General features: G+C 43.9%; 29 protein-coding genes. 19 read left to right on the top strand and 10 right to left on the bottom strand.

The genetic code is table 11. The features are described from left to right. Positions 1-59 precede the first annotated feature (59 nt). Together NI465_RS08330 and NI465_RS08325 are read left to right on the top strand one after the other, a co-directional pair. Positions 60-857 carry a thioesterase family protein gene (locus NI465_RS08330; RefSeq protein WP_004280113.1) on the top strand — a complete coding sequence of 266 codons (798 nt, stop codon included), beginning with the start codon at positions 60-62 and terminating at the stop codon, positions 855-857. Between the two features lie 83 nt (positions 858-940). Then, positions 941-1717 carry a Rossmann-like and DUF2520 domain-containing protein gene (locus tag NI465_RS08325; protein ID WP_253145016.1) on the top strand — a complete coding sequence of 259 codons (777 nt, stop codon included), beginning with the start codon at positions 941-943 and terminating at the stop codon, positions 1715-1717. 228 nt (positions 1718-1945) lie between these two features. Here the strand turns inward: NI465_RS08325 and trmB are convergent, their stop codons facing one another. Both trmB and NI465_RS08315 read right to left on the bottom strand, forming a co-directional pair. Then, a complete protein-coding gene (gene trmB, locus NI465_RS08320) occupies positions 1946-2662 on the bottom strand; it encodes a tRNA (guanosine(46)-N7)-methyltransferase TrmB (protein WP_005104490.1) in 717 nt (238 codons plus the stop codon). A gap of 151 nt (positions 2663-2813) precedes the next feature. Further along, positions 2814-4259 (bottom strand): SulP family inorganic anion transporter, encoded by a 1446-nt coding sequence (locus NI465_RS08315; RefSeq protein ID WP_253144999.1) that lies wholly within the window; start codon positions 4257-4259, stop codon positions 2814-2816. Positions 4260-4476: 217 nt separating this feature from the next. Here NI465_RS08315 and NI465_RS08310 point away from each other — a divergent pair, with 217 nt between their 5' ends. Continuing rightward, positions 4477-5088, top strand: coding sequence for a glutathione binding-like protein (locus tag NI465_RS08310; RefSeq protein WP_004729975.1), 612 nt, complete (start codon positions 4477-4479; stop codon positions 5086-5088). 54 nt (positions 5089-5142) lie between these two features. On the opposite strand, the gene NI465_RS08305 is transcribed toward NI465_RS08310, so the two are convergent. The 5 genes from NI465_RS08305 to NI465_RS08285 form a co-directional block, all read right to left on the bottom strand. Next, complete coding sequence (locus NI465_RS08305; protein WP_004646601.1) at positions 5143-5925, bottom strand: thiazole synthase; 783 nt, start codon at positions 5923-5925, stop codon at positions 5143-5145. Positions 5926-5939: 14 nt separating this feature from the next. Beyond that, complete coding sequence (thiS, locus tag NI465_RS08300) at positions 5940-6137, bottom strand: sulfur carrier protein ThiS (RefSeq protein WP_004280105.1); 198 nt, start codon at positions 6135-6137, stop codon at positions 5940-5942. Positions 6138-6172: 35 nt separating this feature from the next. Then, positions 6173-6538: a DUF423 domain-containing protein gene (locus tag NI465_RS08295; protein WP_004280103.1), complete on the bottom strand. Its 366-nt coding sequence runs from the start codon at positions 6536-6538 to the stop codon at positions 6173-6175. Between the two features lie 119 nt (positions 6539-6657). Further along, a complete protein-coding gene (rpoH, locus tag NI465_RS08290) occupies positions 6658-7527 on the bottom strand; it encodes an RNA polymerase sigma factor RpoH (RefSeq protein ID WP_004280101.1) in 870 nt (289 codons plus the stop codon). Positions 7528-7663: 136 nt separating this feature from the next. Next, positions 7664-7897, bottom strand: coding sequence for a sulfurtransferase TusA family protein (locus tag NI465_RS08285; protein ID WP_035335151.1), 234 nt, complete (start codon positions 7895-7897; stop codon positions 7664-7666). Positions 7898-8279: 382 nt separating this feature from the next. On the opposite strand from NI465_RS08285, the gene NI465_RS08280 reads away from it, so the two are divergent. Together NI465_RS08280 and rhlB are read left to right on the top strand one after the other, a co-directional pair. Further along, positions 8280-8495 (top strand): cold-shock protein, encoded by a 216-nt coding sequence (locus tag NI465_RS08280; RefSeq protein WP_004280099.1) that lies wholly within the window; start codon positions 8280-8282, stop codon positions 8493-8495. Between the two features lie 101 nt (positions 8496-8596). Further along, positions 8597-9748 carry an ATP-dependent RNA helicase RhlB gene (rhlB, locus tag NI465_RS08275; protein ID WP_004280098.1) on the top strand — a complete coding sequence of 384 codons (1152 nt, stop codon included), beginning with the start codon at positions 8597-8599 and terminating at the stop codon, positions 9746-9748. A 61-nt stretch (positions 9749-9809) separates the two neighbouring features. On the opposite strand, the gene NI465_RS08270 is transcribed toward rhlB, so the two are convergent. After that, a complete protein-coding gene (locus tag NI465_RS08270; protein ID WP_253144998.1) occupies positions 9810-10190 on the bottom strand; it encodes a hypothetical protein in 381 nt (126 codons plus the stop codon). A gap of 258 nt (positions 10191-10448) precedes the next feature. Here NI465_RS08270 and NI465_RS08265 point away from each other — a divergent pair, with 258 nt between their 5' ends. The 13 genes from NI465_RS08265 (at position 10449) to NI465_RS08205 (ending at position 23399) form a co-directional block, all read left to right on the top strand. Continuing rightward, the gene (locus NI465_RS08265; RefSeq protein ID WP_253144996.1) at positions 10449-11030 is read left to right on the top strand and encodes a nitroreductase family protein; all 582 of its coding nucleotides are present in this window, start codon (positions 10449-10451) and stop codon (positions 11028-11030) included. A 33-nt stretch (positions 11031-11063) separates the two neighbouring features. Then, on the top strand, positions 11064-12137 hold the full coding sequence (locus NI465_RS08260; protein ID WP_219309656.1) for an NAD(P)H-dependent glycerol-3-phosphate dehydrogenase: 1074 nt from the start codon (positions 11064-11066) through the stop codon (positions 12135-12137). A gap of 76 nt (positions 12138-12213) precedes the next feature. After that, positions 12214-12669, top strand: coding sequence for a phosphohistidine phosphatase SixA (sixA, locus tag NI465_RS08255; protein WP_004646606.1), 456 nt, complete (start codon positions 12214-12216; stop codon positions 12667-12669). A 30-nt stretch (positions 12670-12699) separates the two neighbouring features. Further along, complete coding sequence (gene gspL / locus NI465_RS08250; protein WP_004646607.1) at positions 12700-13839, top strand: type II secretion system protein GspL; 1140 nt, start codon at positions 12700-12702, stop codon at positions 13837-13839. Further along, positions 13839-14318 carry a type II secretion system protein M gene (locus NI465_RS08245; RefSeq protein ID WP_004280088.1) on the top strand — a complete coding sequence of 160 codons (480 nt, stop codon included), beginning with the start codon at positions 13839-13841 and terminating at the stop codon, positions 14316-14318. The genes gspL and NI465_RS08245 overlap by 1 nt, the downstream gene beginning before the upstream one ends. Positions 14319-14408: 90 nt before the next feature. After that, positions 14409-15410, top strand: a complete 1002-nt coding sequence (locus tag NI465_RS08240) for a quinone-dependent dihydroorotate dehydrogenase (protein ID WP_004646608.1) — start codon at positions 14409-14411, stop codon at positions 15408-15410. 5 nt (positions 15411-15415) lie between these two features. Next, on the top strand, positions 15416-15997 hold the full coding sequence (locus NI465_RS08235) for a CvpA family protein (RefSeq protein WP_004646609.1): 582 nt from the start codon (positions 15416-15418) through the stop codon (positions 15995-15997). 24 nt (positions 15998-16021) lie between these two features. Beyond that, positions 16022-17557, top strand: coding sequence for an amidophosphoribosyltransferase (purF, locus tag NI465_RS08230; RefSeq protein ID WP_004646610.1), 1536 nt, complete (start codon positions 16022-16024; stop codon positions 17555-17557). Positions 17558-17646: 89 nt separating this feature from the next. After that, a complete protein-coding gene (locus NI465_RS08225) occupies positions 17647-19536 on the top strand; it encodes a M48 family metalloprotease (protein WP_004646611.1) in 1890 nt (629 codons plus the stop codon). Positions 19537-19740: 204 nt separating this feature from the next. Further along, positions 19741-20385 (top strand): hypothetical protein, encoded by a 645-nt coding sequence (locus NI465_RS08220; RefSeq protein WP_071850340.1) that lies wholly within the window; start codon positions 19741-19743, stop codon positions 20383-20385. Positions 20386-20407: 22 nt separating this feature from the next. After that, positions 20408-21373 (top strand): 2-hydroxyacid dehydrogenase, encoded by a 966-nt coding sequence (locus NI465_RS08215; protein WP_004646614.1) that lies wholly within the window; start codon positions 20408-20410, stop codon positions 21371-21373. Between the two features lie 116 nt (positions 21374-21489). Beyond that, on the top strand, positions 21490-22932 hold the full coding sequence (locus NI465_RS08210) for a M48 family metalloprotease (RefSeq protein ID WP_004646615.1): 1443 nt from the start codon (positions 21490-21492) through the stop codon (positions 22930-22932). A gap of 107 nt (positions 22933-23039) precedes the next feature. Continuing rightward, a complete protein-coding gene (locus NI465_RS08205; RefSeq protein ID WP_004646616.1) occupies positions 23040-23399 on the top strand; it encodes a hypothetical protein in 360 nt (119 codons plus the stop codon). A 69-nt stretch (positions 23400-23468) separates the two neighbouring features. Here NI465_RS08205 and NI465_RS08200 read toward each other — a convergent pair whose 3' ends face one another. Together NI465_RS08200 and rpsU are read right to left on the bottom strand one after the other, a co-directional pair. Further along, the gene (locus tag NI465_RS08200) at positions 23469-23915 is read right to left on the bottom strand and encodes a GatB/YqeY domain-containing protein (protein ID WP_004280076.1); all 447 of its coding nucleotides are present in this window, start codon (positions 23913-23915) and stop codon (positions 23469-23471) included. Between the two features lie 33 nt (positions 23916-23948). Then, the gene (gene rpsU, locus NI465_RS08195; RefSeq protein WP_001136722.1) at positions 23949-24164 is read right to left on the bottom strand and encodes a 30S ribosomal protein S21; all 216 of its coding nucleotides are present in this window, start codon (positions 24162-24164) and stop codon (positions 23949-23951) included. Between the two features lie 147 nt (positions 24165-24311). Here rpsU and tsaD point away from each other — a divergent pair, with 147 nt between their 5' ends. Continuing rightward, the gene (tsaD, locus tag NI465_RS08190) at positions 24312-25328 is read left to right on the top strand and encodes a tRNA (adenosine(37)-N6)-threonylcarbamoyltransferase complex transferase subunit TsaD (protein WP_004280030.1); all 1017 of its coding nucleotides are present in this window, start codon (positions 24312-24314) and stop codon (positions 25326-25328) included. Positions 25329-25478 lie beyond the last annotated feature (150 nt).

The raw sequence follows: 25478 nt of genomic DNA, 5'->3' as shown, positions 1-25478 counted from the left end.
TCAAAGAACTTTTTGCAAATTCTAAAGTTTAAGAGAATATTCAGGGAAGTATTAAAACAATGTCGGCATATTACAGTTTTATTCAGCGCGAACAGCATGCAGATGGCAGTACTACGGCTTATTACCGTTCTAATATTCATGCACAAGGTGCGTGGAATCCGCATGAGCAGCACATGGCGCCAGCCACCGGTATTCTATGCGTCGAACTGGAACAGTTTCAGCCACGTGCTGACATGCGTATTGGTCGGGTCGGGCTGGATATTTTTGGCCTGATAGCCTTTGGTGAATTTTCGATTACCACACGCATGATCCGTCCGGGTAAAACCATTGAACTGGTTGAAGCTGAAATGTGTGCCAATGGTAAAACCTGTATCGTGGCACGCGCGTGGAGAATGCTAACTTCAAATACCACGGCCATTGCTGGAGTGGAAGATTTTCCGATCGAAAGTCCAGAATATTTACCGGTTTGGGAGGGTATGCGCTGCTGGCCGGGCGGTTATATCCAGAGTATTGAAACCCGGGCACATGCTGACCATCGTGCAGGCAAGGGCATTGTCTGGCTAAGAAATTCGCTGGACATGGTAGAAGGTCAACCGACGACAGACTTTAGTCGTTTGCTCGGTATGGTCGATACGGCCAATGGCATTGTGCCACGTCAGGACCCGAATTCCGGTTGGGGATTTCCGAATCTGGACCTGCAGATTCATATGCACCGTCTGCCGCAGGGTAAATGGCTGGGACTGGAAGTGGTGCAGCAATATGGTGAAGATGGTATCGGTCTGACTAGCGGGATTCTGCATGATGTTCATGGACCTTTTGGCCGAAGTGAACAGATTCTGACCCTGCGAAAGTTCTAAAGCCTATTCAAAAACATCAAGGCCAATTGCCTCAATCTTTATTTATTGGCATGCTGTGCGTAATTTATCAGGAAGAACAGCAGATGCGGATCAGTATGATTGGGGCAGGGCGAGTGGCATATCATCTTGCCCTGGTATTGTCAGCACAACATGAGATCGTACAGATCTACAGTCGAACCCTAGAAAAAGCACAGCAACTGGCTGAGCAATTCAACGCTCAGGCAATCGCTCAGCCTGAACAGCTGAGTCATGAGGTGGATCTGGTCATTATCGCGGTCAGTGATCAGTCGATTGCCAGCGTCATTGAACGGATTCATCCGCATTTGCAGCAGAACCTGATCGTACATACCTCTGGCAGTACCCATCTCGATTTACTGAAAAATGTGCATGTGCGTGCAGGCGTATTTTATCCTTTGCAGACCTTTAGTCTGGAACGCCAGATTGATTGGCAGCAGACGCCACTATTTATTGAGGCGGAGAATGAACAGGACCAAATCCTGTTATTAGAACTGGCAAATAGCCTAAGCAATCGTGTTTATACTTATAATTCTAGTCAACGTCTCAGTTTGCATCTTGCAGCGGTATTTGCCTGTAACTTTGCCAATTATTGTTATGACATGGGCAAGCAGGTGGTTGATGCACAACAGGTCGATTTTAGTTTGTTGTATCCCTTGATGCTGGAAACCGCCAGTAAAGCCACGCAGAATGATCCCAAACAAATGCAGACCGGCCCAGCGATGCGTGGTGATCAGAATATCTTGAATATGCATCAGCAGATGTTAGCTAATATGCAGCGGGAAGATTTGCAAAATGTCTATCAGTTGTTGAGCCAGCAGATCCTAGAACGTCATCGAAAATAAAAGAGCCGGATTTTTTAGTCTAAAATAAAATACTCAATTCTTTTTCCTCTTTAATTTTGGTGAAAAATGAAAAGAAAAAATAATAAAAAATGGAAATAGTATAAAGATGAAAATCTATTTTTCTTCTTAAGTGTTATTTTGGGTGCATTTGTCTTTATATATAAGTGGATTGCAAAATTTCTCCCATAAAAAAGCGCTGATTAATCAGCGCTTTTTTTGAATCTTGGATTAAGAAATTTTCTTGAAGATAAAATCATTAATCTTGTGACCGGCTTCAATCCCGCGACGTTCAAACTTGGTTTGCGGACGCCATTCTGGACGAGGGTAGCTGTTGCCTTTGCCCGCCAGATTTTCCAGTCGTGGACGTTCTTCCAATACTTCAATCATCCATTCCGCATACGGTTCCCAGTCCGTTGCAGCATGGAAAGTTCCGCCAAGTTCTAGCTTTTGCTCCACCAGTGGCATACGGTCATGCGAAACAAAACGGCGTTTAAAATGACGCTTTTTCTGCCATGGATCCGGGAAATACAATTGCACAGTATTGATACTATTGTCTGGCATTTCACGTAATACCTGAATTGCATCAGCATCCAGCACACGTAAGTTCGTTAGGCCTTCAACACCTGCTTCATACACGCACTGCGCAATTCCAGGTACATGGACCTCAATCCCGACAAAGTTTCGCTCAGGATTGGCTTTGGCCATCAATACCAGTGAACGGCCCATACCAAAACCGATTTCTACAGTCAAAGGACGTTCAGGATGTTCAAAGTGCTCACGCAAATCACCGACTGGATATTCCAAAATTAAGTGACCATATTGTTCAAGCGCAGTACGTTGAGAGGTGTTTAGCGGCATTGAGCGGCGCATAAACGTCACGATTTCACGGTGCTCGCTTAAGTTTTCCAGCTCCACGACTTGCTGGTCTAATTGATCGTTCGACATAACTTTGGCAAATCTAAAAATTCAGAATGCGGTATTTTAAGTCCTGAGCCGAGCAAGTCAAACTTTTCTCGGTATTTCTCCATAAAAATCGGCAAGATCTTCCAGATAAAATAAAAGAGCCAATTGAAGCTCTTTTATTAATCACCGTTCATCAGCTACTAAAACGGTCAATCAGTGTACTGCTGGCTTCATTTAAACCGATTATCCTTACATCTATACCTTGGGCTTTAAACTTCTGAATCACGTTATTCAGCATATTTACCGAAGTCACGTCCCAGATATGCGCGTGGGTTAGATCCAGTTCGACATGCTCAAGCTTCTCTTTAAAATCAAAGAACTGATAGAATTTTTCTGTACTGCTAAAGAAAATCTGTCCGGAAATAACATAGCTACGTGAATGAGCCGAATTCAAATGCGTATAGACATGTACGGTTCTTTCCAGTTTATTGATAAAGAACAGAGCAGAAAGCAGTACGCCGACAAATACACCCAATGCCAGATTGTGAGTGGCAAGCACGACAATAATCACAGCAATCATCACGGTATTAAATTCCAGTGGATGCTTGCTAAACTGTTTGATCGCTCCCCATTGAAAGGTGGTAAATGCCACCATAATCATGATGGCAACCAGCGCTGCCATTGGAATATAAGCCAGCCAGTCTTTCAGAAATACCACGAGACATAGCAGAAACACACCAGCGACCAGAGTCGATAAACGGGTACGTGCCCCTGAAGACACATTGATAATTGACTGGCCGATCATGGCACAACCGGCCATCCCGCCCATAAAGCCGCTGACAATATTGGCCATACCCTGACCACGACATTCCTGATGACGGTCACCTTCAGTTCCGGTCACTTCATCAATGACTGTAGTGGTCATCATGCTTTCCAGCAAACCGACAGTCGCCAAGGTAAAGGAATAAGGCAGGATAATTTGCAAGGTTTCCAGATTGAGTGGAATTTCTGGAATCAGGAATACTGGCAAAGTATCCGGGAATTGTCCAAGATCGCTCACGGTACGCATATCTGCACTTAACAACAGCGCCAACCCGCTTAATACGATAATACAGATTAAAGGTGAGGGAATGGCTTTGCCAATTTTCGGGATATACGGAAACAGATAAATAATTGCCAGACCAATCGCAATAAACAGATAACCGGTGCTATCCATCCGGTTAATTTCCGGGATTTGTGCCACAAATATCAGGATCGCCAAGGCATTCAAAAATCCGTATACCACCGCCTGCGATACAAAGCGCATTAATTTAGCGACTTTAAAATAACCCGCAATGACCTGAATGATGCCGGTCAGAATTGTGGCAGCCAACAGATATTGCAAACCATGTTCTTTTACCAAGGTAATCATCAAAAGTGCCATTGCGCCTGTAGCCGCAGAGATCATGGCAGGACGACCACCAAAAAAGGCAATGGATACTGCAATGCAGAAAGAGGCATATAAACCGACTTGCGGATCGACACCGGCAATGGCAGAGAAGGCAATTGATTCAGGAATCAGGGCAAGTCCCACCACCAGACCTGCCAATACATCTGTGCGGATATTGGAAAACCATTCTTCTTTTTTCAGGCTAATCACGAAATATCATCTAAATTTGGAAAACCTGTGTATGTTAAACAGATAGAGATAAAAATCTACACAAGATTGACTTGCAAAAGCCCGGAATATCCTGAATATTGAATGAGTAACTGCCCCAAAATGACAGTTACGCTTTTTTGCAATTTACAGGTTTGATCACTTGAAAGTTTGTCAGAAGCGATTTAAAACATTGAGAAGTGTATAACAAGGATCAGAAATGAAGCTTTACTATTCGCCAGGTGCCTGCTCACTGGCAGCACATATTATTTTAAATGAAATTAATGTCGATTTTGATTTGGAACGTGTTGATTTAAAAACACATAAAACAGAAAAAGGTACGGATTATTACGAAGTTAATCCTAAAGGCTATGTACCAGCGTTAGAAATTAACCCTGGTCTGATCCTGACAGAAAATGTTGCAATTCTACCGTTTCTTGCTCAACACGATCCAAAACAAGATTTGATTCCACCATCGGGCATGGGACGTGCCAAAGTGCTGGAATGGTTAGGTTATCTGAACTCTGAACTACATGATGCCTATGCGGTGTTCTTCGGTGGCAAGTTATCCGACGATGAAAAGAAAAAAGCCTATGCGGAGATTGATCGTCTATTGAGTTATATCGATAAAGCTATCGGTGAATCGGACAATGATTATCTGGTGGATGATAACTTTGGGCCTGCGGATGCCTATCTATTTGTCTTGACCAACTGGTCGAACCAGATTGAGCATGATCTGAGTCCATATAAAAATATTATTCATATCCGTAATAAGGTGGCAGAACGTCAGTCTGTACAGATTGCCATGCGTGATGAAGGTCTGATTCCTTAATTACTGGAAAAAATAAAGGACTCAATTGAGTCCTTTATTTTTGTTGATGAAAATTTATTTAAAGAAATAGCCGGTTTCCGGCGAGCTGGCATTGGCCATACGCTTGCGCGGCATACGGCCTGCAAGAAAAGCTTCTCGGCCTGCTTCAACGGCTTTTTTCATCGCAGATGCCATCAAGACCGGATTTTGCGCTGCCGCAATCGCTGTATTCATGAGTACGCCGTCACAGCCCAGTTCCATCGCAATCGCAGCATCACTGGCTGTACCGACACCGGCATCGACCAGAACCGGGACTTTGGCATTTTCCTTGATGATTGACAGGGTGTGTGGATTCAGAATGCCCAGACCAGAACCAATCAGGCTACCCAGTGGCATAATCGCGACACAGCCCATGCTTTCCAGCTCTTGCGCCACGATCGGATCATCCGAGGTATAAACCATGATCTCAAAGCCATCGTCAATCAAGGTGCGAGCGGCTTTCAATGTTTCAGTCACGTTTGGATAAAGCGTTTTTTCATCACCTAAAACTTCAAGTTTGACCAGATTGTGGCCATCGAGCAACTCACGCGCCAGCATACAGGTGCGGACGGCACTATTGGCATCGAAGCAACCTGCAGTATTCGGCAAAATGGTATATTTTTCCGGAGGAATCACTGATAGCAGATTCGGCTGGTCAGGATCTTGGCCAATATTGACCCGGCGAATAGCGACAGTGACAATCTCTGCACCACTGGTTTCAATGGCCTGCTGAGTTTCATTTAAATCTTTGTATTTGCCCGTGCCTACCAAAAGGCGTGACTGGAATTGGCGTGAACCAATCTGTAATAAATCTTGCATAATTGTCCCGAGTATTAGCCGCCACCGACCGCGTGAATAATTTCTATTTTGTCTGTATCGCAAATTGGCGTATCGCCCAATCTGCTTTTAGGAATAATCATTTCATTGACTTCAACTGCAAAACGCTTACCCTCAAGCGCCATACTCTGAATCAGTTCCAGCAGATTCTTGCAGTGAGTTTCCTGTTGTTCGCCATTGATGTAAATCATCATTCTAGCAACCCTCCATGATTAAGTGTTGTTCAAACTTATCTGGCGTATTTTAAAGCATTCCAGGCCAGAATTAACCATCCGGCAATCATTAAAGCCCCGCCGATGGGCGTAATAGCACCTAAACCGCGGGGTAATCCTAAGGCCATGATATACAGTGAGCCAGAAAACAGTAAAATGCCGACCTGAATCAGACCGAAGCTCCATTGAATGGGCAATGCAGGGATGACTTTCGCCAGTAAAGAAAGAATCAGTAGTCCTAAGGCATGATAGAAAAAATAATCCGTTGCCGTTTGCCACCAGCCGAGCTGTGCTTCAGTCGCCCGCGCTTTTAAACCATGTGCACCAAAAGCACCGAGCATGACTGCAAGTGCCAAATTAAGTGCTGAAATCGCAATCCACATTTGAATTGATCTTCCTGATAAAGTTTGCGCTCAACCTTAGCATAAATTCAAAATGCGGACATAAAAAAGCCTTCATCAAAGAAGGCTTTTTCGAGGTAAATCAGTAACAGAATTTGGTGTTAATTGGATGACATCGCCACTTTAATTTTTTCCATGGCATTTTTTTCCAGCTGACGAATACGTTCCGCAGAAACATTATATTCGGCTGCAAGCTCATGCAGGGTCGATTTCTCGTCATCTAGCCAGCGACGCTGCAAGATATTACGTGAACGATCATCTAGCTGATCCATGGCTTCATGCAGGGCAGAGGTGCTTTGCTCCTCATAGTCTTCATTTTCAATCAGACGAGCCGGGTCATAACGATTATCTTCAAGATATAACGCTGGTGCCACATGGGTGGAACCTTCATCATCGTCATCGCTTGATGCATCAAAAGCCGCATCATACGCCGTCAGACGGCCTTCCATTTCCAGTACTTGTTCTGGTGTAACATTTAAATCATTGGCAATAGACTGTGCTTCTGCGAGCGTCAACTTTTTCGATGATTTCTTCAGGCTGCGCAGATTAAAGAACAGTTTACGTTGCGCTTTAGTGGTGGCGATTTTCACAATACGCCAGTTACGGATCACATATTCGTGAATTTCCGCCTTGATCCAGTGCACGGCAAATGACACCAGACGTACGCCCATATTCGGGTCAAAACGTTTTACAGCTTTCATCAGGCCCAGGTTGCCTTCCTGAATCAGGTCGCCTTGTGGCAAACCATAACCTGCATAACTACGCGCAATATGTACTACAAAACGCAAATGCGACATGACCAGCATTTTCGCTGCATCTAAATCTTGGTCATAATAATAGCGTTCAGCCAACTCTTTTTCTTGTTCGGCCGTTAAAATCGGAATCTGATTGACAGTGCTGATATAAGCACCGAGGTTGACACCTGGCGCCGATAATGACAGGGGCATTAACTGATTGCGGCTGTCACTCATGTGTTCTCCTTGAAGTGCGGGATAACCCTAAACTAGGTTTTATCTTAATCCAATCTCTCCGCAAATAATGGATATTTGGGTAGAGAAATGTAAAAAAGTATACGAAAGTGAAGATCAACAGTTTAATTGAAAATTTTTAAGATTCAATTAAGTAGTGAAACTCTGTATCAGAAATTTTTTTAAATTCAAGCTTGAGCTGATGCAGCTGACAATAGCGGCTGACATCTGTCTGGCTATGCGGATCAGATGATTTCAGCAGGAATGTTTTCTGATTTCCGGCCTTTAGTGCGCGCTTTAACATTAATAGCGGCATCGGGCACGGTTTTCCCATGGCGTCTATAAGGCTGAAATGCGCTGGATCTTCGAGCATTACGGTTTCATTTAGGTAGCAGAAAAGGCTATAAATAGTAGCAAATATGATGCCAGAACCAAACTAGTTTAAGAAAAAGAAGATCTAAATGACTTTATAAAGTCTTTTGACAATTTTCATGAAAAAAATAACTAAATCAAACAGAACATGCTAAAAAAAATCTATTAATTGTGATAAACCCATGTTAAGCTCGTTGCGTATTTGGGACTTTGAATAAACAAAGTGATTGTTTTTCACCCTATTACATAAATGGATGTAACCGGGATTTTGTTGATAGTTTTACAGAATGATTACAAGCTTAAAAATAATATTTTCAAACTTGTTTGCTCTGCTGTTTGCAACACCGGGTGGTCCTTCTTTTAGTTTCAATGAGGATTAACTTATGACAGCTGCTCGCGAACAAGGCGTAGTTAAGTGGTTTAACGATACTAAAGGCTTCGGCTTTATTCAACGTAACGGCGGCGATGACGTATTCGTTCATTTCCGTGCTATCCAAGGTGACGGTCACCGTTCACTTCGTGACGGCCAACGTGTTGAATTCAGTGTTGTTAAAGGCCAAAAAGGCTTTCAAGCTGAAGAAGTTCAACCATTAGACTAATCTTCGGATTAAGCTAAAAAGAAAACGCTCCAATATAACTTGGGGCGTTTTTTGTTTATACTATCCCTATCTTAGTGATTACCCAATTAGAGCACCGCTTTATGTCATCTGGTTTTGAAACCTTAAATTTACATCCCAATCTAAAAAAAGCGATTGATGCTTTAGGCTTTACCACCATGACGCCTATCCAGCAGAAGGTTTTGAAATTCACGCTGGCAGGACATGATGCTATTGGCCGTGCACAGACAGGTACAGGCAAAACTGCCGCCTTTTTAATTAGTATCATGAATGATCTGTTAAATAATCCGATTCAGGAACAACGCTATCGTGGTGAGCCACGTGCGCTGATTTTGGCACCGACCCGTGAACTGGCGTTACAGATCGAAAGCGATGCACAGGATCTGGCGAAATATGCTGGTCTCAATGTGGTGACCTTGCTGGGTGGTGTGGATTTTGACAAGCAAAAGAACCAGCTTAATAAAGCGCCTGTCGATATTATGGTGGCTACACCGGGTCGTTTGATCGATTTTGTAGAACAAAAAGAAGTCTGGCTGGATCAGATTGAATTTTTGGTCATTGATGAAGCCGACCGCTTACTAGATATGGGCTTTATTCCTTCAGTAAAGCGCATTGTGCGTTTCTCGCCGCGTAAAGAACAACGTCAGACTTTAATGTTCTCTGCAACTTTCAGCTACGATGTGCTGAATCTTGCACAACAATGGTTATTTGAACCGGTCACAGTTGAAATTGAACCGGAAAAGAAAACCAATGCCGATGTCGAACAACGGGTTTATATGGTCGCCAAGGCGGACAAATATAAATTGTTGCAAGAAATTCTGCGTGATGAGCCGATTGAAAAAGTCATGATTTTTGCCAACCGTCGTGATCAGGTGCGCAAACTTTATGATCATTTAAAACGTGATGGTTATAAGGTGGTGATGTTGTCGGGCGAAATTGCTCAGGACAAACGCCTGAAAATGCTGGACCAGTTCAAAAATGGTAAACATAACATCATGATTGCAACAGATGTTGCAGGTCGTGGCATCCATGTTGATGGTGTATCGCATGTAGTGAACTTCACCTTGCCGGAACAGTCGGATGATTATGTGCATCGTATTGGCCGTACCGGTCGTGCGGGAACCAGTGGTGTGAGTATCAGTTTCCTTGCAGAAGATGATGCGTTCTATCTGCCAGAAATTGAAAAAGCCATTGGGCAAAAATTGCCTTTGACCCGCCTGGAAGGTTACTGCTAATCCAGACCATAGAAAAACCGCTCTTGAAGAGCGGTTTTTTATTGCGCTATGGTTTATTAGCTTATTTGGCCTGACAGCGGAATGTAAGAACCGTCTGATAATCATCATTCTGGTTTAAACCGGTATTGGTACCTGCGATATTCCCGAGAACGGTAGCTGCTGCCTGAATCATCTGACCTGTTTGTTCATCGACTACGCCTTTTAAAGCGCCGTTATAAGCTGTCTTTTCATCCACAATAATGGGGGTTGATCGAGAGCCACAAGCTTTATTGGCCGCAGTAATCGCATTGTTTTTTGAGGTCAGTTGATTTTTACCTAATCCGGTCACCTCATACTGGTTATTTTCCTTTTGCACTGCCAATGCAGTCGGGTTTGAGGCACACGCAGTAAGCAGTAATGCAGAAATAGCTAATCCGCTGAAAGGGATTGTTTTTTTCATCATGAAATCTCAAGTAAATACGATGCTGAATATTTCAACACAGCAAGCAGCGCAGATTTTGTAGCTGTTGTATAAGTTTAGCAATTTTTGGTATAGCTCTATGTGAGTTAGGTGAAAAATAGAGCAGTACAGGATTGAAAAACCAAACAAGTTTATTTTCAAGTGGCGATGAGCTTGCTGAATCGCTATGAAGTTTCTAGCGTATTTTTCTTTGAATATGCTAATCTTGAGTATGGTTTTTAAGTGTAGATATACAAGGCAATGACGGAATCTGCGATTGACATCGTTCATCAAAATATTCACCAACGGCAATCGATTGGTCATCTGCTGGCACCGGCACCGAATGCAGAACAACTGGAAAAAGCCTTTCAGGCGGCATTAACTGCACCCGATCATCATCGGCTCAAGCCGACCACATTTGTCGTGGTTCCAGATAATCAGCGTGAAGCTTTTGGAGGGTTGCTGTCGCAGGCGCTCGTCGATTTGGGTGAAACTGAAACAGCGCAGATTGAGCGGGTCAAGAATCATCCATTTCGTGCGCCTTTATTGGTGCTTGCCTTAACGCGTTTGCAGGATCATCCTAAAGTTCCGCATTTTGAACAAATCCTTAGTTCAGGCGCAACCATTCAGAATTTTCTGTTGTCACTTCAGGTTCAGGGTTTCTCGACCATGTGGCGTAGCGGTGCTGTAGTCGAGTCTGGCTTGTTTAAGCAGGCATTGGGAATTTCAAAAGATGATCTGGTCTCAGGTATTATTTATATTGGCACTGCAGCAAAAGCAATTCCAGCACGCGCAGAGATTCAAACCGGTGATTTTGTCAGTTATTGGAACCAGAACAGCTAGTTTGCAGGGTATAACAGGATATTAAAAAATAAGATGTCAGAATTAAATTTCTCAAAACTGGTAGAACCGGTTGCAGTTGATCATAAGACAGCTTTAAGAGTCACGGTATTGGGTGGGGGCAGCTTCGGTACTGCAATGGCCAATACTGCAGTGCGTAATGGTTGCAATACCATGATCTGGATTCGTGATGAAGCAGTTGCGGCAGATATTAATGTCACGCATATCAATAAACGCTATTTGCCAGATTTTAAGTTAGAAGAAAATCTGCTGGCGGTGTCAGAACTAGAACAGGCTGTGCGTGATCGAGATATTATTTTAGTCGCTATTCCGAGCCATTCTTTCCGGGATGTCTTGCAGCAAATCAAACCTTTTATTACATCGCAAGCCGTGATCTCGCTGACCAAGGGTATTGAAGCCAAAACCTTTAGTTTCATGAGCGATATTATTCGTGAAGTGTTGCCTGAAGTGCCTTATGGTGTGTTATCAGGACCGAATCTGGCCAAGGAAATTGTGGCAGGACAGCCGGCAGGAACCGTGATTGCCAGCCAGTCCGAGCTGGTGCGTTATGCCGTACAACAAGCCCTACATAGTGCCTTGTTCCGCGTATTCGCCAGTGATGATGTGCATGGGGTAGAACTCGGGGGCGCATTAAAAAATATCTATGCTGTCGCGATGGGCATGGCTGCTGCGTATAACGTGGGTGAAAATACCAAGAGTATGATCCTGACCCGTGCTTTGGCTGAAATGAGCCGTTTTGCAGTAAAACTCGGTGCAAATCCGCTGACCTTTCTTGGGCTTTCAGGTGTGGGTGATTTGTTCGCAACCTGTAGCAGTCCGCTCAGTCGTAATTATCAGGTGGGTTACGCACTTGGCAAGGGTAAGACTTTGGAGCAGGCAACAACTGAACTGGGTCAAACGGCAGAAGGGATTAATACTATTTTGCAGGTCAAGGCACGTTCGGAAGAACTCGATGTGTATATGCCGATTACCTCGGCCTTGTATGATGTGATTTTTGAAGGTGCGCCGCCACTCAATATTGCATTGTCATTGATGAAAAACGGTCATCGCAGTGATGTTGAATTTGTCTTGCCACATCATCAAGTCTGATCTATAACACAGGGACTGTCTGCGAATTGTCATATTCGCTGCTTATCATGCAGGCAAAAGAATATAAGGAAATCAAATGCAACTGACTTTAGTTCGACATGGCGAGGCCGCACCACCGGTCAATGGTAATGACACCAAGCGACCTTTAACGGAGCGTGGTCATCAACAGGCTGAGCAAACTGCGCAGTTCTTAAAGGATCTGATTAAGCCTGAAGTCTTTGTGGTCAGTCCGTTATTGCGAGCGCAGGAAACTCTGGCACATTTGCAGCAGTATTTTAAAGATGTGCCGGTGGTGATCTGTAATACGATCAAACCGGATGATGATGCCAAAGTCGCAGTGGAATGGTTATCGCAACTGCCTTATGAGTCGATTGTAGTGGTGTGTCATATGAATGTGGTGGCCCATATGTCTTCCATTCTGCTGGCTGAATCTTTTCATCCCTATGCATTGGCAGAAGCACGCATTTATGATCAGGCGGTGATTGCCCAGGGCTTATCCACACAGATTAAAAGTTTTATTCCTACACTATAAAAAATTAATTAAAACGGCAGAACACAATCGATGTTGTATTTATGGATGCCTGAAGCCAATGGGGTTTGGCAATGGTCAACTGGGGAATTCTGGAACACTGCAGCCACACTTGAGCAGCTGATTCAGGATATACAGGCTCATCATGGCGAAGAGGCGGTGGTGTTTTTTCCGAGCCGTCATGTGCAAATTTTGCAGCAGACCTTGCCCAAGAGCCAATATAAGAAAATGGGCAATGATGGCATTAAATATTTGCTTGAAGAATACGTGGTGCTGCCGGTAGATGCTATGAAAGTGCTACATCATTTTCAGCAGCCGGATCAGATCAGCATTATGGGGGTTGCGAATTCTACGCTTGAGACCTTGCAACATGCTTTAAGCCTGATCCCAGTCAAGCTGGCAGCTTTGTTACCGGACTTTTTGGTGCTGCCTGTTCCTGATGCCAATCAGCGTGTGATTGCGCAAATCGGTGGACGTTTGCTGGTGCGCGAGTCGGAATATATCGGCCAGTCGCTGGATGATCTAAGCCTTTATCTGGATTATCAGCCCAAGGATCTCAGCTATAAGGTGAGCAATCTGAATCAGGAGCAGTTGCGTAGTCTTGAAGCACTGGTCACTCAGGAGCAACTGGAGTCTTTCCAATATGGAATTCCTGTACTAAAAAAACCGAAACAGCATCCGTTTAATGTCTTGCCTAAAGCAAAATCCAATGGCGCTATTTCCGGCTACTGGAAAGCCTGCGCGGCGGTTTTTCTGGGTATTTTAGTATTGCAGTTTAGTTATGATGCTGTGCGCTGGTATCAATATAAGAAAGTGGCGAATCAGACCGCCGCGCAAGCCATCGACCAGTTTAAATACTGGTTTGGACAAAATTATCCGGTCACTGAGCAGAATATCAAAAGTCAGTTTGAAGGGCAGTTGCGTCAAAGCCAGATTGCAGATACGCATGCATTGCAGCTGATTAGTCGGGTGGGGCCAGTCTTGATGCAAAATCAGATTGTGGCACAACGGGTGAATTATGATGCTTCTGTGTTAAGTATGGAGCTTAAAGCCAATTCATCAGAAACGTTAAATGCACTGACCACACAATTAAGCCAGCAAGGCTTTAAGGTGGAGCTGGGGAATATTCAGGCCAGCGGAACAGCTGCGATCGGACTGGTGAGGATTCAATAATGAAAGGCATTGAAGCGCTACAAAATCGTATGGATCAGTCTTTTGAAAAACTGAGTGATTATCTGGACAGCTTGTCGGTACGTGAACGGGTAATGGTGATTTTTACCACTGTTTTTGTGATTGTGGCGGCAGTCGGTTCTGCACTCTGGTATATGCATCAGGCGGCAGATACCCAGCAAAAACGCTTAAATCAGCTGAAAGATACCATTGTTTGGATGCAAAGTAATGCAGTAACCATGAAACCGGCTGGGGACACCCAACTGGATGCAGCGGAGAAAGTACAGCGAGTCGCACAGCAGCAAGGATTGTCGGTGGCTTCCCAGCAAATGGAAGGAAAAATTCAATTGGCGGTCATGCATGAAAATTATGCAGTACTGGCAAATTTCCTGACTCAGCTGGCACAAATGGGGCTAAGTATCGAGAAAATGGAACTAAATAATGAGGCGGGACAGATTAAATTAACGGCGACCATACAATAAACGGTAAAAATAAAGATTTGCAAAGCATGGTTTTTAAGTCAGCCTATGCCTATAATATGCCGACTTAAAAAGCAGTAGACTTTTCTGGATATGTTGTATTCTCTAGCCCGCCCTTTGTTGTTTTCTTTAGCACCAGAGCGTGCACATGAGCTGACATTATCACTATTGAAATCATCCCATAAAATGGGCTTGATGCGTCAAAACGTTGCTGCGAAACCTGTGACCTGTATGGGAATCGAATTTCCCAATCCGGTAGGTCTTGCGGCAGGTTTGGACAAAAATGGTGCCTATATTGACGCCCTTGCCGGTCAAGGTTTTGGTTTTATTGAAATTGGTACCATTACCCCGCGACCGCAAGCCGGCAATCCTCATCCGCGTTTATTCCGTTTACCACAGGCCAAAGCCATTATTAACCGTATGGGCTTTAATAATGATGGCGTGGATCAGCTGGTTGAAAATGTCAAAGCTGCCAAATTTAAAGGCATTCTCGGTATTAATATCGGTAAAAACGCTGATACTCCGGTAGAAAAAGCAGTAGATGATTACCTCATCTGTTTAGAAAAAGTCTATAATTATGCTTCTTATATTACCGTCAATATTTCTTCTCCCAATACCAAAAACCTGCGCAGCCTGCAAAGTGGTGATGCACTCACCGAACTGCTGGAAACATTGAAGAAGCGTCAGCTTGAATTGGCTCAGGAATACCAGCATTATGTACCTTTGGTACTGAAAGTGGCGCCTGATCTGGATAACAGCGATATTGCCTTTATTGCCAAACAGTTATTGCAATTCAAGATCGATGGTCTGATCGTGACCAATACCACACTGTCACGTGAAGGGGTAGAGGGTCTGGAGCATGCAGAGGAAGCGGGCGGTTTGTCTGGCGCGCCAGTATTTGAGAAAAGTACCGCATGTCTGGCTGCATTTGCTGCGGTATTAAAAGGACAAATTCCATTGATTGGTGTGGGTGGTATTCTTTCAGGTGCAGATGCTGTTGCCAAGAAACAGGCAGGCGCCAGCCTTGTACAGGTTTATAGTGGCCTCATCTATACTGGACCTAAACTTGTAAAAGATTGTGTAGACGCACTTTAAATCCTATGAATGTCATTGATATCTTTCTACTGATTATCTTGCTCATTGGAGGGCTCAACGGTTTGCGTCAAGGATTTATTAAAGCCTTTGCGAACTTAGTGGGATGGATCTTTGCCCTGATTGTTGCGGCAAAATATTCAACGCTACTTGCGCCGTCTATGGTTGCTCTGAGTACAGATCCAGTTGTACAAAAGATTGCGGCCTTCGCCTTTATCGTCCTGCTGATTGTAGTTCTGACCTGGATCGTTACTGCACTGTTGAACCGTATTTTAAAGAGTCTTAAACTGGGTCCTCTCAACCGTCTGGCTGGTGGTGTCTTTGGTAGCCTGAAAGGTTTGCTGATTGTTCTGATTACCATGCAGGGGATTGGTCCGTGGGTAGAAAGCTCGCCGCACTGGAAACAGTCCAAGTTTATTCAAGCCTTATTGCCTTATGCGCCTTGGGCGACTCAAATGTCGAAAGAAGCCGCGAATGGCGCACTACAACATATCAAGCCTGAAGGGGCATCGAAACCTTCAGCTTCATCATCTGAAACATCGTCCAAGTCTGGAGTTGCAGATGAGTCTACAAATAATCCTTTTTATTAATCCTAGCTTGTCTGCGAGGTTGCTATGTGTGGAGTAGTTGGTATAGCTGGTAAATCACCCGTTAACCAAATGTTGTTTGATGCATTAACGATGTTACAACATCGTGGACAAGATGCAGCTGGGATCGTGACATGTGATGAAGGACGTTTATTCCTGCGCAAAGACAATGGTATGGTGCGTGATGTATTCCATACCCGTCATATGCGTGCTTTGAAAGGAAATTACGGTATTGGTCATGTGCGTTATCCAACAGCCGGTTCATCGAGCAGTGCTGAAGCACAGCCGTTTTATGTGAACTCGCCGTACGGGATTACCTTGGCACATAATGGTAACCTGACCAATGCTGAAGAAATTCATGATGACCTGTTCAAAACTGACTTGCGTCATATGAACACTGATTCTGATTCAGAAGTCCTGTTAAACGTGTTTGCGCATGAACTGCAAAAACATGGCAAACTGGTGCCAACGTCGGAAGATATTTTCCATGCGGTAACACGTGTGCATGAGCGTTGCAAAGGTGCTTATGGCGTGGTGGCGATGATTACCGGTCAGGGTCTGGTGGGCTTCCGTGATCCAAATGGTATTCGTCCATTGATCTACGGTTCACGTGAAACTGAACAGGGTATGGAATATATTATTGCTTCTGAATCTGTTGCGATTACTGCGCTGGGCTTTAAAGTTGAGCGTGATATTCTGCCAGGTGAAGCGGTATTTATTGATTTAGAAGGTAATTTCTTTACCAAGCAATGTGCCGTAAATGCCGAATATCGTCCTTGTATTTTTGAATACGTTTATTTTGCCCGTCCAGATGCCATTATTGATGGAATCTCGGTGTATAAAGCACGTTTAAAAATGGGTGAGAAACTGGCGCAAAAAATTCTGCGTGAGTGGGGTGAAGAGCATGATATTGATGTGGTGATTCCGATTCCGGATACTTCACGTACTTCAGCGCTAGAACTTGCCAATATGCTGGGTGTGAAATTCCGTGAAGGTTTCATGAAAAACCGCTATATCGGCCGTACCTTTATTATGCCGGGACAGCAGCTGCGTAAAAAATCGGTACGTCAGAAACTCAACCCGGTTGAGCTTGAGTTTAAAGGTAAAAACGTACTGTTGGTGGATGACTCGATTGTCCGTGGTACGACCTGTAATGAAATTATCCAGATGGCTCGTGATTCTGGCGCGAAAAAAGTATTCTTTGCGTCTGCAGCACCGATGGTGAAATATCCAAACGTTTACGGTATTGATATGCCGGCGAAATCTGAGCTGATTGCATCGGGACGTAGCGTAGAAGAAATCCGTGAAATTATTGGTGCTGACCGTCTGATTTTCCAGGATCTGGAAGATTTGAAAGATGCGGTAAGAACCACCAAAGTACCGGATGTCAAAGACTTTGATTGTTCAGTCTTTGATGGCATCTATGTTTCGGGCGGTATTGATGCGCAATATCTGGATGATCTTCAGCAAAAACGTAGTGACAGTGCCATGAAAGAAAGCAATTATATTGATGTCAATATTGATGCAGCTTCAGTGGATTTGACTGGCGTACGCGAAGTCTAAGTAGTTAAAATCATCATGAAAAAGCGGGAATTTCCCGCTTTTTTGTTTTATGATGAGCCCATTGAAAATCATCATTTTAGGATTCTGCATTGCGAAACGTAGGATACGATTTTATAAAAAACAAAAATATAGTACTGCCTGTAAGTTTTTGCCTGATTGCAATTCTGTTGACTATTTTTATTATTAATACCGTTGTTGGTCTCTTTGTTTTTTATACTGATCCTAGCCAGTCAATCTTCTGGCATGCGCTGAGTCCTTACCTGATTGCTTTGTTGTTATGTGCCATGATGATCTCGGTCATCTACGAGTTTTATATTTTTCGGAATGGTGGTTATTCACTGGCGAAGCAGTTGGGTGCGCGTCGGTTGAGTCCGATGGACAGTATTCCAGAAGAAAGTGCTGCACTGCACATTAACCAGCAACTGGCAGAGACTTTTCTGATTGAAGTTCCGGCGGTGTATGTGCTGCCCGATGAAGTTGGTGTTAATGCACTGACGGCGGGATTTAGTCCGCGGGATACCGCGATTATTCTGACTTGGGGTGCGATACAAACACTCGATAAAGTCGAGCTGTATGGCTTACTCAGCCATGAATTCAATAAAATCCTCTCTGGTGAGGCTGCGGAAAATACCCGTTTGAAAATTCTGTATAGCAGTTTAACTACGTTTAGTCAGTGTGGCAGTAAGATTGCCAAGTCTGGTTTTTATCGAGCGGGTAGTCCGCGTGAAAACAAGTTCGAAACCTTCTATGTGGCAGTTGGTGCGGTGATCTGGCTGATTGGTAGTTTGGGCGTTTTGATTTCCCGTTTTATTAAATATATTTCGTTGGGTGGTCGAACCTATAAAAATGATCAGAAAACTCGTCGCCTGATTCAAAATGATGCCAATATCCAGACTTTACTCAGAATCCATGTGCATCATTCCGGATCCCAGATTTATAGTGAATATGCTGAATCCATTTCACATATGTGCTTTGCCAATTCTTTGAGCCCGCAAAACTGGCTGAATATTCATCCCAATATCAATCAGCGGATTTATGAATTAAATCCTGCCTTGATTCAGGACTTACAGCTTGAGAATCTGAAAAAACTCAAAAATCAGCCTTTGTTTAGTTTGTTCCGTTCTTTGGAAGAAGTGGTGCCTGAAACTGCAATGAGCTGGAGTTCGCCACAGCCTTTGCCATTATTGCGGCTGTCTCCGATCAGTTTTGCGATTAAAGATGCGATCAAGCCGCTGAATCCGGAACTTCGGCTCAAGATGCCACGTCCGGAACTGATTGAGCGTGCATTACAAACGGCAACCGGCTCTCGTGAAGTGATGGTCGCCATTTTAATGATTCGTCAATATCGTGAATTTATTCCGACTGAGGCTGAAGTTAGTCGTGCAATTGTAGATTCATTGCTCAATCTCGATGGGCGTGTGCATATTTCGATTTTCCAGCAAGCCTGCAAGAATATCGGCGGCATGCCGACAACTGTCGCACGGCAGTTTTTGATGAAGCTGGCACGGATTATTCAGGAAGATGGCGAAATTGGCCTGCTGGATGCGTTATTACTGGAATGTGTGAAATATGAGTTAAATCTGCTTCCTGCACATACTCCTACAGCACTCGAAGAAGTCAAGCCACAGATTGTGCGTTTGATTGACGCCTTGCTGCATGTACAGCAGATTAATAGCGGCAACCAGCTTGAGGTGCGGGAGCGGATTTTAAACCGGATTCTGACCGCTCAGGAACTGGACTTATACAATGAAATTTCTGATGAGCCGATTGATCTTGCAGAAATTCTGAATGATATTGCGGGGCTGTTATTACGTGATCGTCTCAGTATTTTAGGTATTGCAGAAGCCTGTTTGTGGAGTGATCGTATCGTGACACAGGATGAGTTGGACGTGATGGAGCTGTTGTATTGGCGCTTGGGTTTTGAGGCAGAACAGGTCGTTCAGCAAATGTTAAAGAAGAACAGTTTAACCATTCTGTAGAAAATAAATGACAACGCGCAGCTTTAGCCGGAATCTGTTATAACAGCAGAAATGGTTTGATGGTGTATTAAAAGCACGGTTTTTAGCAGACAGCTAAACTTTGTACTAGAATCCATCAGGATAAAAAAGAAAAGCTGAAAAAGTTCGGCAAAGCACAGGCAATCCGGCTAAAATGTTCAGCCTGAAATTGGTGATGATGAAAAGATGATTGGGCATCAGCGTGACATACTGGCAACATTAGGAATCGATCTCTGGATTCCTAGGGACAGCGCATGTCAGCCGCACCAGGTTTCGATCTGGCGTGATCAGGCTGCACCTGAATTTCACACCGATATCGTCTTACCACAGCCTGCTTCCGTAGAGGCGTTGGCTGATCTACCGATTCCTGAGCCAGAGCCAATTGTTACGCTTAAGGTTGATACACCACCTGCGGCACCGACTCACATTGCAACTGTTCAGGAAGAGCGTGAAATCGTACAAATCCCGCCATTCAGTTTGCAGGCTTTAAGTCTGGCACATTGCAGTATCGTGATTGATGCAACTGCAATGACCGAAGACACCCAGAATTTATGGGGCAATATCCAGCGTGCAGTCCCAGGTGAGTTTCATGAGCTGAACTGGCCATTTCCCTGGGCCAATGTTCAGGATGGACGTGGTGTAGAATCCTATATTCAGGGTTTTCTGGATGGAATGAGTGCAGAGAAAAATATTATTTTCCTCGGGCCTGTAGCGCATATATCAAATACGAAAATGATCCAGTTGGCATCTTTACAAGAAATGCTGGATCAGCCGATTCTAAAAAAACGTTTATGGCAGTTTATGCAAAATAGGACTGCCAGTCTGGAATAATCTTGCTGTGGAATAAAAATAGATGAAACAAAAAGTGGTTGTATTTAGTCAAATTGATACTGATATTCAAAACAAGCTGGAACAAAATTATCAGGTTAGTTATATACAACCGAAGCTAGGCGATGTGAATCAACAGCTTTTGCAGCAGGTTCAGGATGCTGATGGCATGATTGGCGCAGGGCGCTTGTTGAATCGCGATAATCTGGCCAGTGCCACCCGGTTAAAAATTATCTCCAGTGTCAGTGTCGGTTATGACAACTATGAACTGGATTATTTAAATGAAAAGAAAATTTATCTCAGTCATACGCCGCATGTACTGACTGAAACCACTGCTGACCTGGCTTTCACTTTACTGATGTCAGCAGCACGCAAAGTGGCTTACCTGGATCAATGGACCAAGCAGGGACAATGGCAGCGTACCGTGGGCGAAGCACAATTTGGTATGGATATTTTTGGAAAAACCCTCGGAATTATTGGTCTCGGTCATATTGGGGCGGCAATCGCACGTCGTGGTTTTTACGGTTTTAATATGAATATTCTGTATCATAATCGCCGGGAAAAACCAGAACTCGCTCAAGGGGTGAATGCGCAATATTGCCAGCTTGATGAACTGTTACAGCGTTCTGACTTTGTGGTTGTTGCAGTAGATTTGAATGCGGATTCTAAGGCGCTGATTGCAGCAGCAGAATTGGCGAAAATGCAACCTCATGCGGTATTGGTCAATATTTCACGTGGTTCGGTCATTGATGAGCAGGCATTAATTGAAGCTTTAAAAACCAAGCAGATTTTTGCTGCCGGTCTGGATGTATATCAGAAAGAGCCGTTAAAAGAATCGGAATTATTCCAGTTGGATAATGTGGTTACATTGCCACATGTGGGTTCGGCCACTGCAGCCACCCGTAAAAAAATGGCAGAACTGGCTTATCAGAATCTTGTTGATGCCTTGGAAGGACGAGTGCCCCGTTATGTGGTCAATCCGGAATTTTAAAATGCATCTGATTCGTCGTTTAAATGGTATTAAAAAATAACATTTTCTTGCGTCTCTGCTCATTGTTCAATGCTATATTCAAGATAAATTAGATCGGCAGGATTAGAGATTTTTCATTGAAACGATTGGCGCTGGCGTGTGGCTTAAGTCTGTATATGGTAGCAGGGCACGGCTCTAACCATGATTTTAATCAAGTAAATGTACAATTTTCTGTGCCTGATATTGGTACAGGCGTCGGCTTACTCGATCAACAAAAAGAAAAAATGATCGGTGAAAAAGTCTATCGTGAAGTGCATAAACAAATGCCGGTCCTGCAAAATCCATGGCTTGAAGATCAGCTGCTTTCAGTATTTTCTCATATCCTGAGTCAGACTCAATTGCAACAGCCGATCGGTTTGCTGGTTATTAATGACCCGCAAATTAATGCCTTTGCTGTACCAGGTGGTCTTTTTGCACTTAATGCTGGTCTGATTAATTCAGCCCGAAATATGGATGAAGTGGCAGGAGTGATGGCACATGAAATTGCACATGTCACACAACGTCATTACAGTCGCTCTCAGGATGCCTTTAAAGGGCAAGGTTTACTGGCGCTAGCTGGAATTCTCGTCGGTGCTTTGGTCGCTTCTCAGGCAGATGGTGATGTCGGCACAGCGGTCATGATGGGTTCACAGGCAGCACTTCTGGATAAACAGCTCACTTATAGTCGTAATCAGGAACGTGAGGCAGACCGGATTGGTATGCAATATATGTATCGTTCCGGCTATAACCCGCATAGTATGGCAGATTTCTTTGAGGTCATGCATCGCTCGACCAGCCGCTTAAGCTTTCTGCCGGATTTCTGGTTCACTCATCCACTCACCACCGAGCGTATGAGTGAAGCACGTTTACGTGCCAACCAGCTTCCTGCGGTGAAACGCAGTCTCAATGACCAAGACTTTGACATTATCAAGTGGTATAGCAGGGTATTGTCTGGTCAGACCAATGCAGAGCAGCTTATCCTGATGGACCAGCAAAATAATTTTGCAGGCCAGCTTGCCTTAACTGCCTATCGAATACAGCAAAGTGATTTCCAGGCCGCGCAGGCCACTTTAGATCGAGCAAAAAAGCATAACCAGATGCATCCTTTACAGGTTTTATTCCAGACTGATATTTATTTAGCTCAGAACCAGCTTGATGCAGCTTTGGAAAGTGTAGCGTCAGCAGCGCGGATCATGCCGGAAAATCGAGCGCTCAATTATAAATATGCAGAAGTGCTGATTCGCGCCAAGCAACCCGATAAAGCAAAAGTTTTAGTGCAGCGATTTCTAAATGCCAATTCACGGGATGTCAGTGGCTGGCGACTAATGCAACTGGCTGCCAATGCAGAGCCAGATTCGCCGATTAAGGCTGCTAATGTGCTGCGCTATCGTGCAGAAGTAGAATATTGGTCAGGATATGAAGAAACTGCCATCAAATCATTATTACATGCCCAGCGTAGCGTAAAGAATAATCAATCTTTATCGTCCACCATTCGCCAGCGTCTGAAACAGATGCAGCAGGCACATCAATACAAGATTTAAGGTTGCACTGGGTTTTAAGTTTTTGTATCAGGATGATATAGCAAGAATATATTCAATCAGGCTACAATATTTTTGAAAGATCAGCGTGAATCAAACTGAAGCATAATATGAAAAAAATACTATTGGGCGTGTGTCTACTGGGATGGAGTTATGGGGTTTTTGCTGCGAGTGCAGTTGAATATGTAGAAGCAATAGAACGAATTAATGCGGATTATAAAAAGGAATCGCGTCAGTTTTTAAGTGGTTTAAATCCGCAGCAACAGGGATTTAGTCCTGAGCAGAATGCAAAATTTTGTGGAATTGTAGGACGTTATGTTGATCGTTTATATCAGGCCGCTGACCAGAATCGTCCTTATCTGGATCGTCAGTTTCAAAATATGAGTAAACAGGATGTAATTGTAGAAGTGAAATCGTCGAAAGAGATGCAATTACTTAAGCGTTATCAGGTCGATTGTAATTTGCAATAAGAATACGTCAGGAACTGTCTTTGATTAAAGGCAGTTCAACGTTAAAGAGGAAATGCTAGAAAGTAGGGATTAAGCAAGTTGCGCTTTGATTTTGGCGGAAACTTGTGCAGGATCGGCGCGCCCGGCTATGAGCGGACGCAGAGAATTCATCACCTTACCCATATCTTTCATGCTAGTAGCTTGTTGCGCTGCAATAGCTTGCGCAATCATGGAATCAAGTTCTTCCTCAGTCATAGCTTCTGGTAGAAACTGAGACAAAATCTCAATTTCGGCTTGTTCCTTACTAGCTAAATCATCTCGGCCAGCGCCTGCAAAGGCTTTAACCGATTCTTTACGTTGTTTAATTTGTTTTTCAATGACCGCAAGAACCTGAGCGTCGTCAAGTTCTTTGCGCTCATCGACTTCGATTTGCTTAATTGCTGCCTGTAGACTACGAATGACCGTCAGCTTGGACATTTCTTTGGCACGCATTGTTGCTTTCAAAACATCCGTGATTTGGTCTTTTAAAGTCGTCATTATTTATTCCAGGCAATCAATCACAAATTAATCTTAGTAAAGGCGAGTTGTACGTACTGATTCACGCGCCAATTTCTTTTGGTAGCGTTTAACAGCAGCAGCTTTTTTGCGCTTACGTTCTTGAGTTGGTTTCTCGTAGAATTCACGCTTACGTACGTCAGCAAGAACACCCGCTTTTTCGCATGAACGTTTGAAACGACGGATAGCTACGTCTACTGGTTCGCCTTCTTTCAATTTAACTTGTGGCATGAAGAATCCTCATATCAGTTAGGGTAAGATCTCGGGCTGAATTGCCCTCAATCACAAGTGAAGGTCAGTATTTTACTCATTTACATCTCATACCACAAGTCTATAATAGTTGCTGCAATAGAATTGATACAGGTTATAGGCAGTTTAATGATCGTTTTAGGCTTGGAAACGTCGTGTGATGAAACAGGACTTGCGCTGTATGACAGCGAGTTGGGTTTGCGCGGACAGGTGCTTTATAGCCAGATTAAACTGCATGCAGAATATGGCGGTGTAGTTCCAGAGCTGGCGTCACGTGATCATGTGCGTAAACTGATTCCACTCATCAATGAGCTGCTTGAACAGAGCGGCGTGAAAAAATCAGAAATTGATGCAGTCGCATATACCCGTGGCCCGGGTCTGATGGGCGCACTCATGACCGGTGCATTGTTTGGTCGTACTTTGGCCTTTGCGCTGAATAAACCCGCAATTGGTGTGCATCATATGGAAGGTCATATGCTGGCACCTTTATTGTCAGAAACTCCGCCTGAGTTTCCATTTGTTGCATTATTGGTATCGGGTGGACATTCTCAGCTCATGGCTGCTTATGGCATTGGCCAGTATGAACTCTTGGGTGAATCCATTGATGATGCGGCAGGCGAAGCATTTGATAAAGTCGCGAAGATGATGGGTCTGCCGTATCCAGGTGGTCCAAATATCTCCAAACTGGCGGAGCAGGGTGACCCGAATGCCTTTGCATTCCCGCGTCCAATGCTGCATCAAGGCCTAGAATTTTCATTCAGTGGTTTAAAAACAGCTGTTTCTGTACAGATGAAAAAACTTGGTGATGAAAATCGTGATGCCGATATCGCTGCCAGTTTTCAGGAAGCCATTGTTGATACTTTGGTGAAAAAGTCGGTAAAAGCACTGAAGCAAACTGGGCTTAAACGTCTGGTGATTGCGGGCGGTGTTAGTGCCAACAAGCGTTTACGTGAGCGTTTAGAAGCAGATTTAGCCAAGATTCGTGCATCTGTTTATTATGCTGAACCTGCACTCTGTACAGACAATGGTGCCATGATTGCTTTTGCGGGCTATCAGCGTCTCAAAGCAGGACAGCATGATGGCTTGGCTGTGACGACAACTCCACGTTGGCCAATGACGGAACTGACTAATCCGACTGAGGCATAGATTTCAGGCTTGAAGAAAAGAGGCTTAGGCCTCTTTTTTATTGTGAATTTTTAAATGAAAACTTATAGCAACGGTATGTTGTAAATATATAGTTTTATAGCTGTATTTAGAACTCTTATATTCTATTGAAACTGGAAAAATAGTTTAATA

The organism is Acinetobacter lwoffii, from assembly GCF_024129855.1.
Lineage (GTDB): Bacteria > Pseudomonadota > Gammaproteobacteria > Pseudomonadales > Moraxellaceae > Acinetobacter > Acinetobacter lwoffii_L.
The sequence above is the reverse complement of the archived record's forward strand: the minus strand, read 5'-3'. Positions and strand labels throughout refer to the sequence as shown.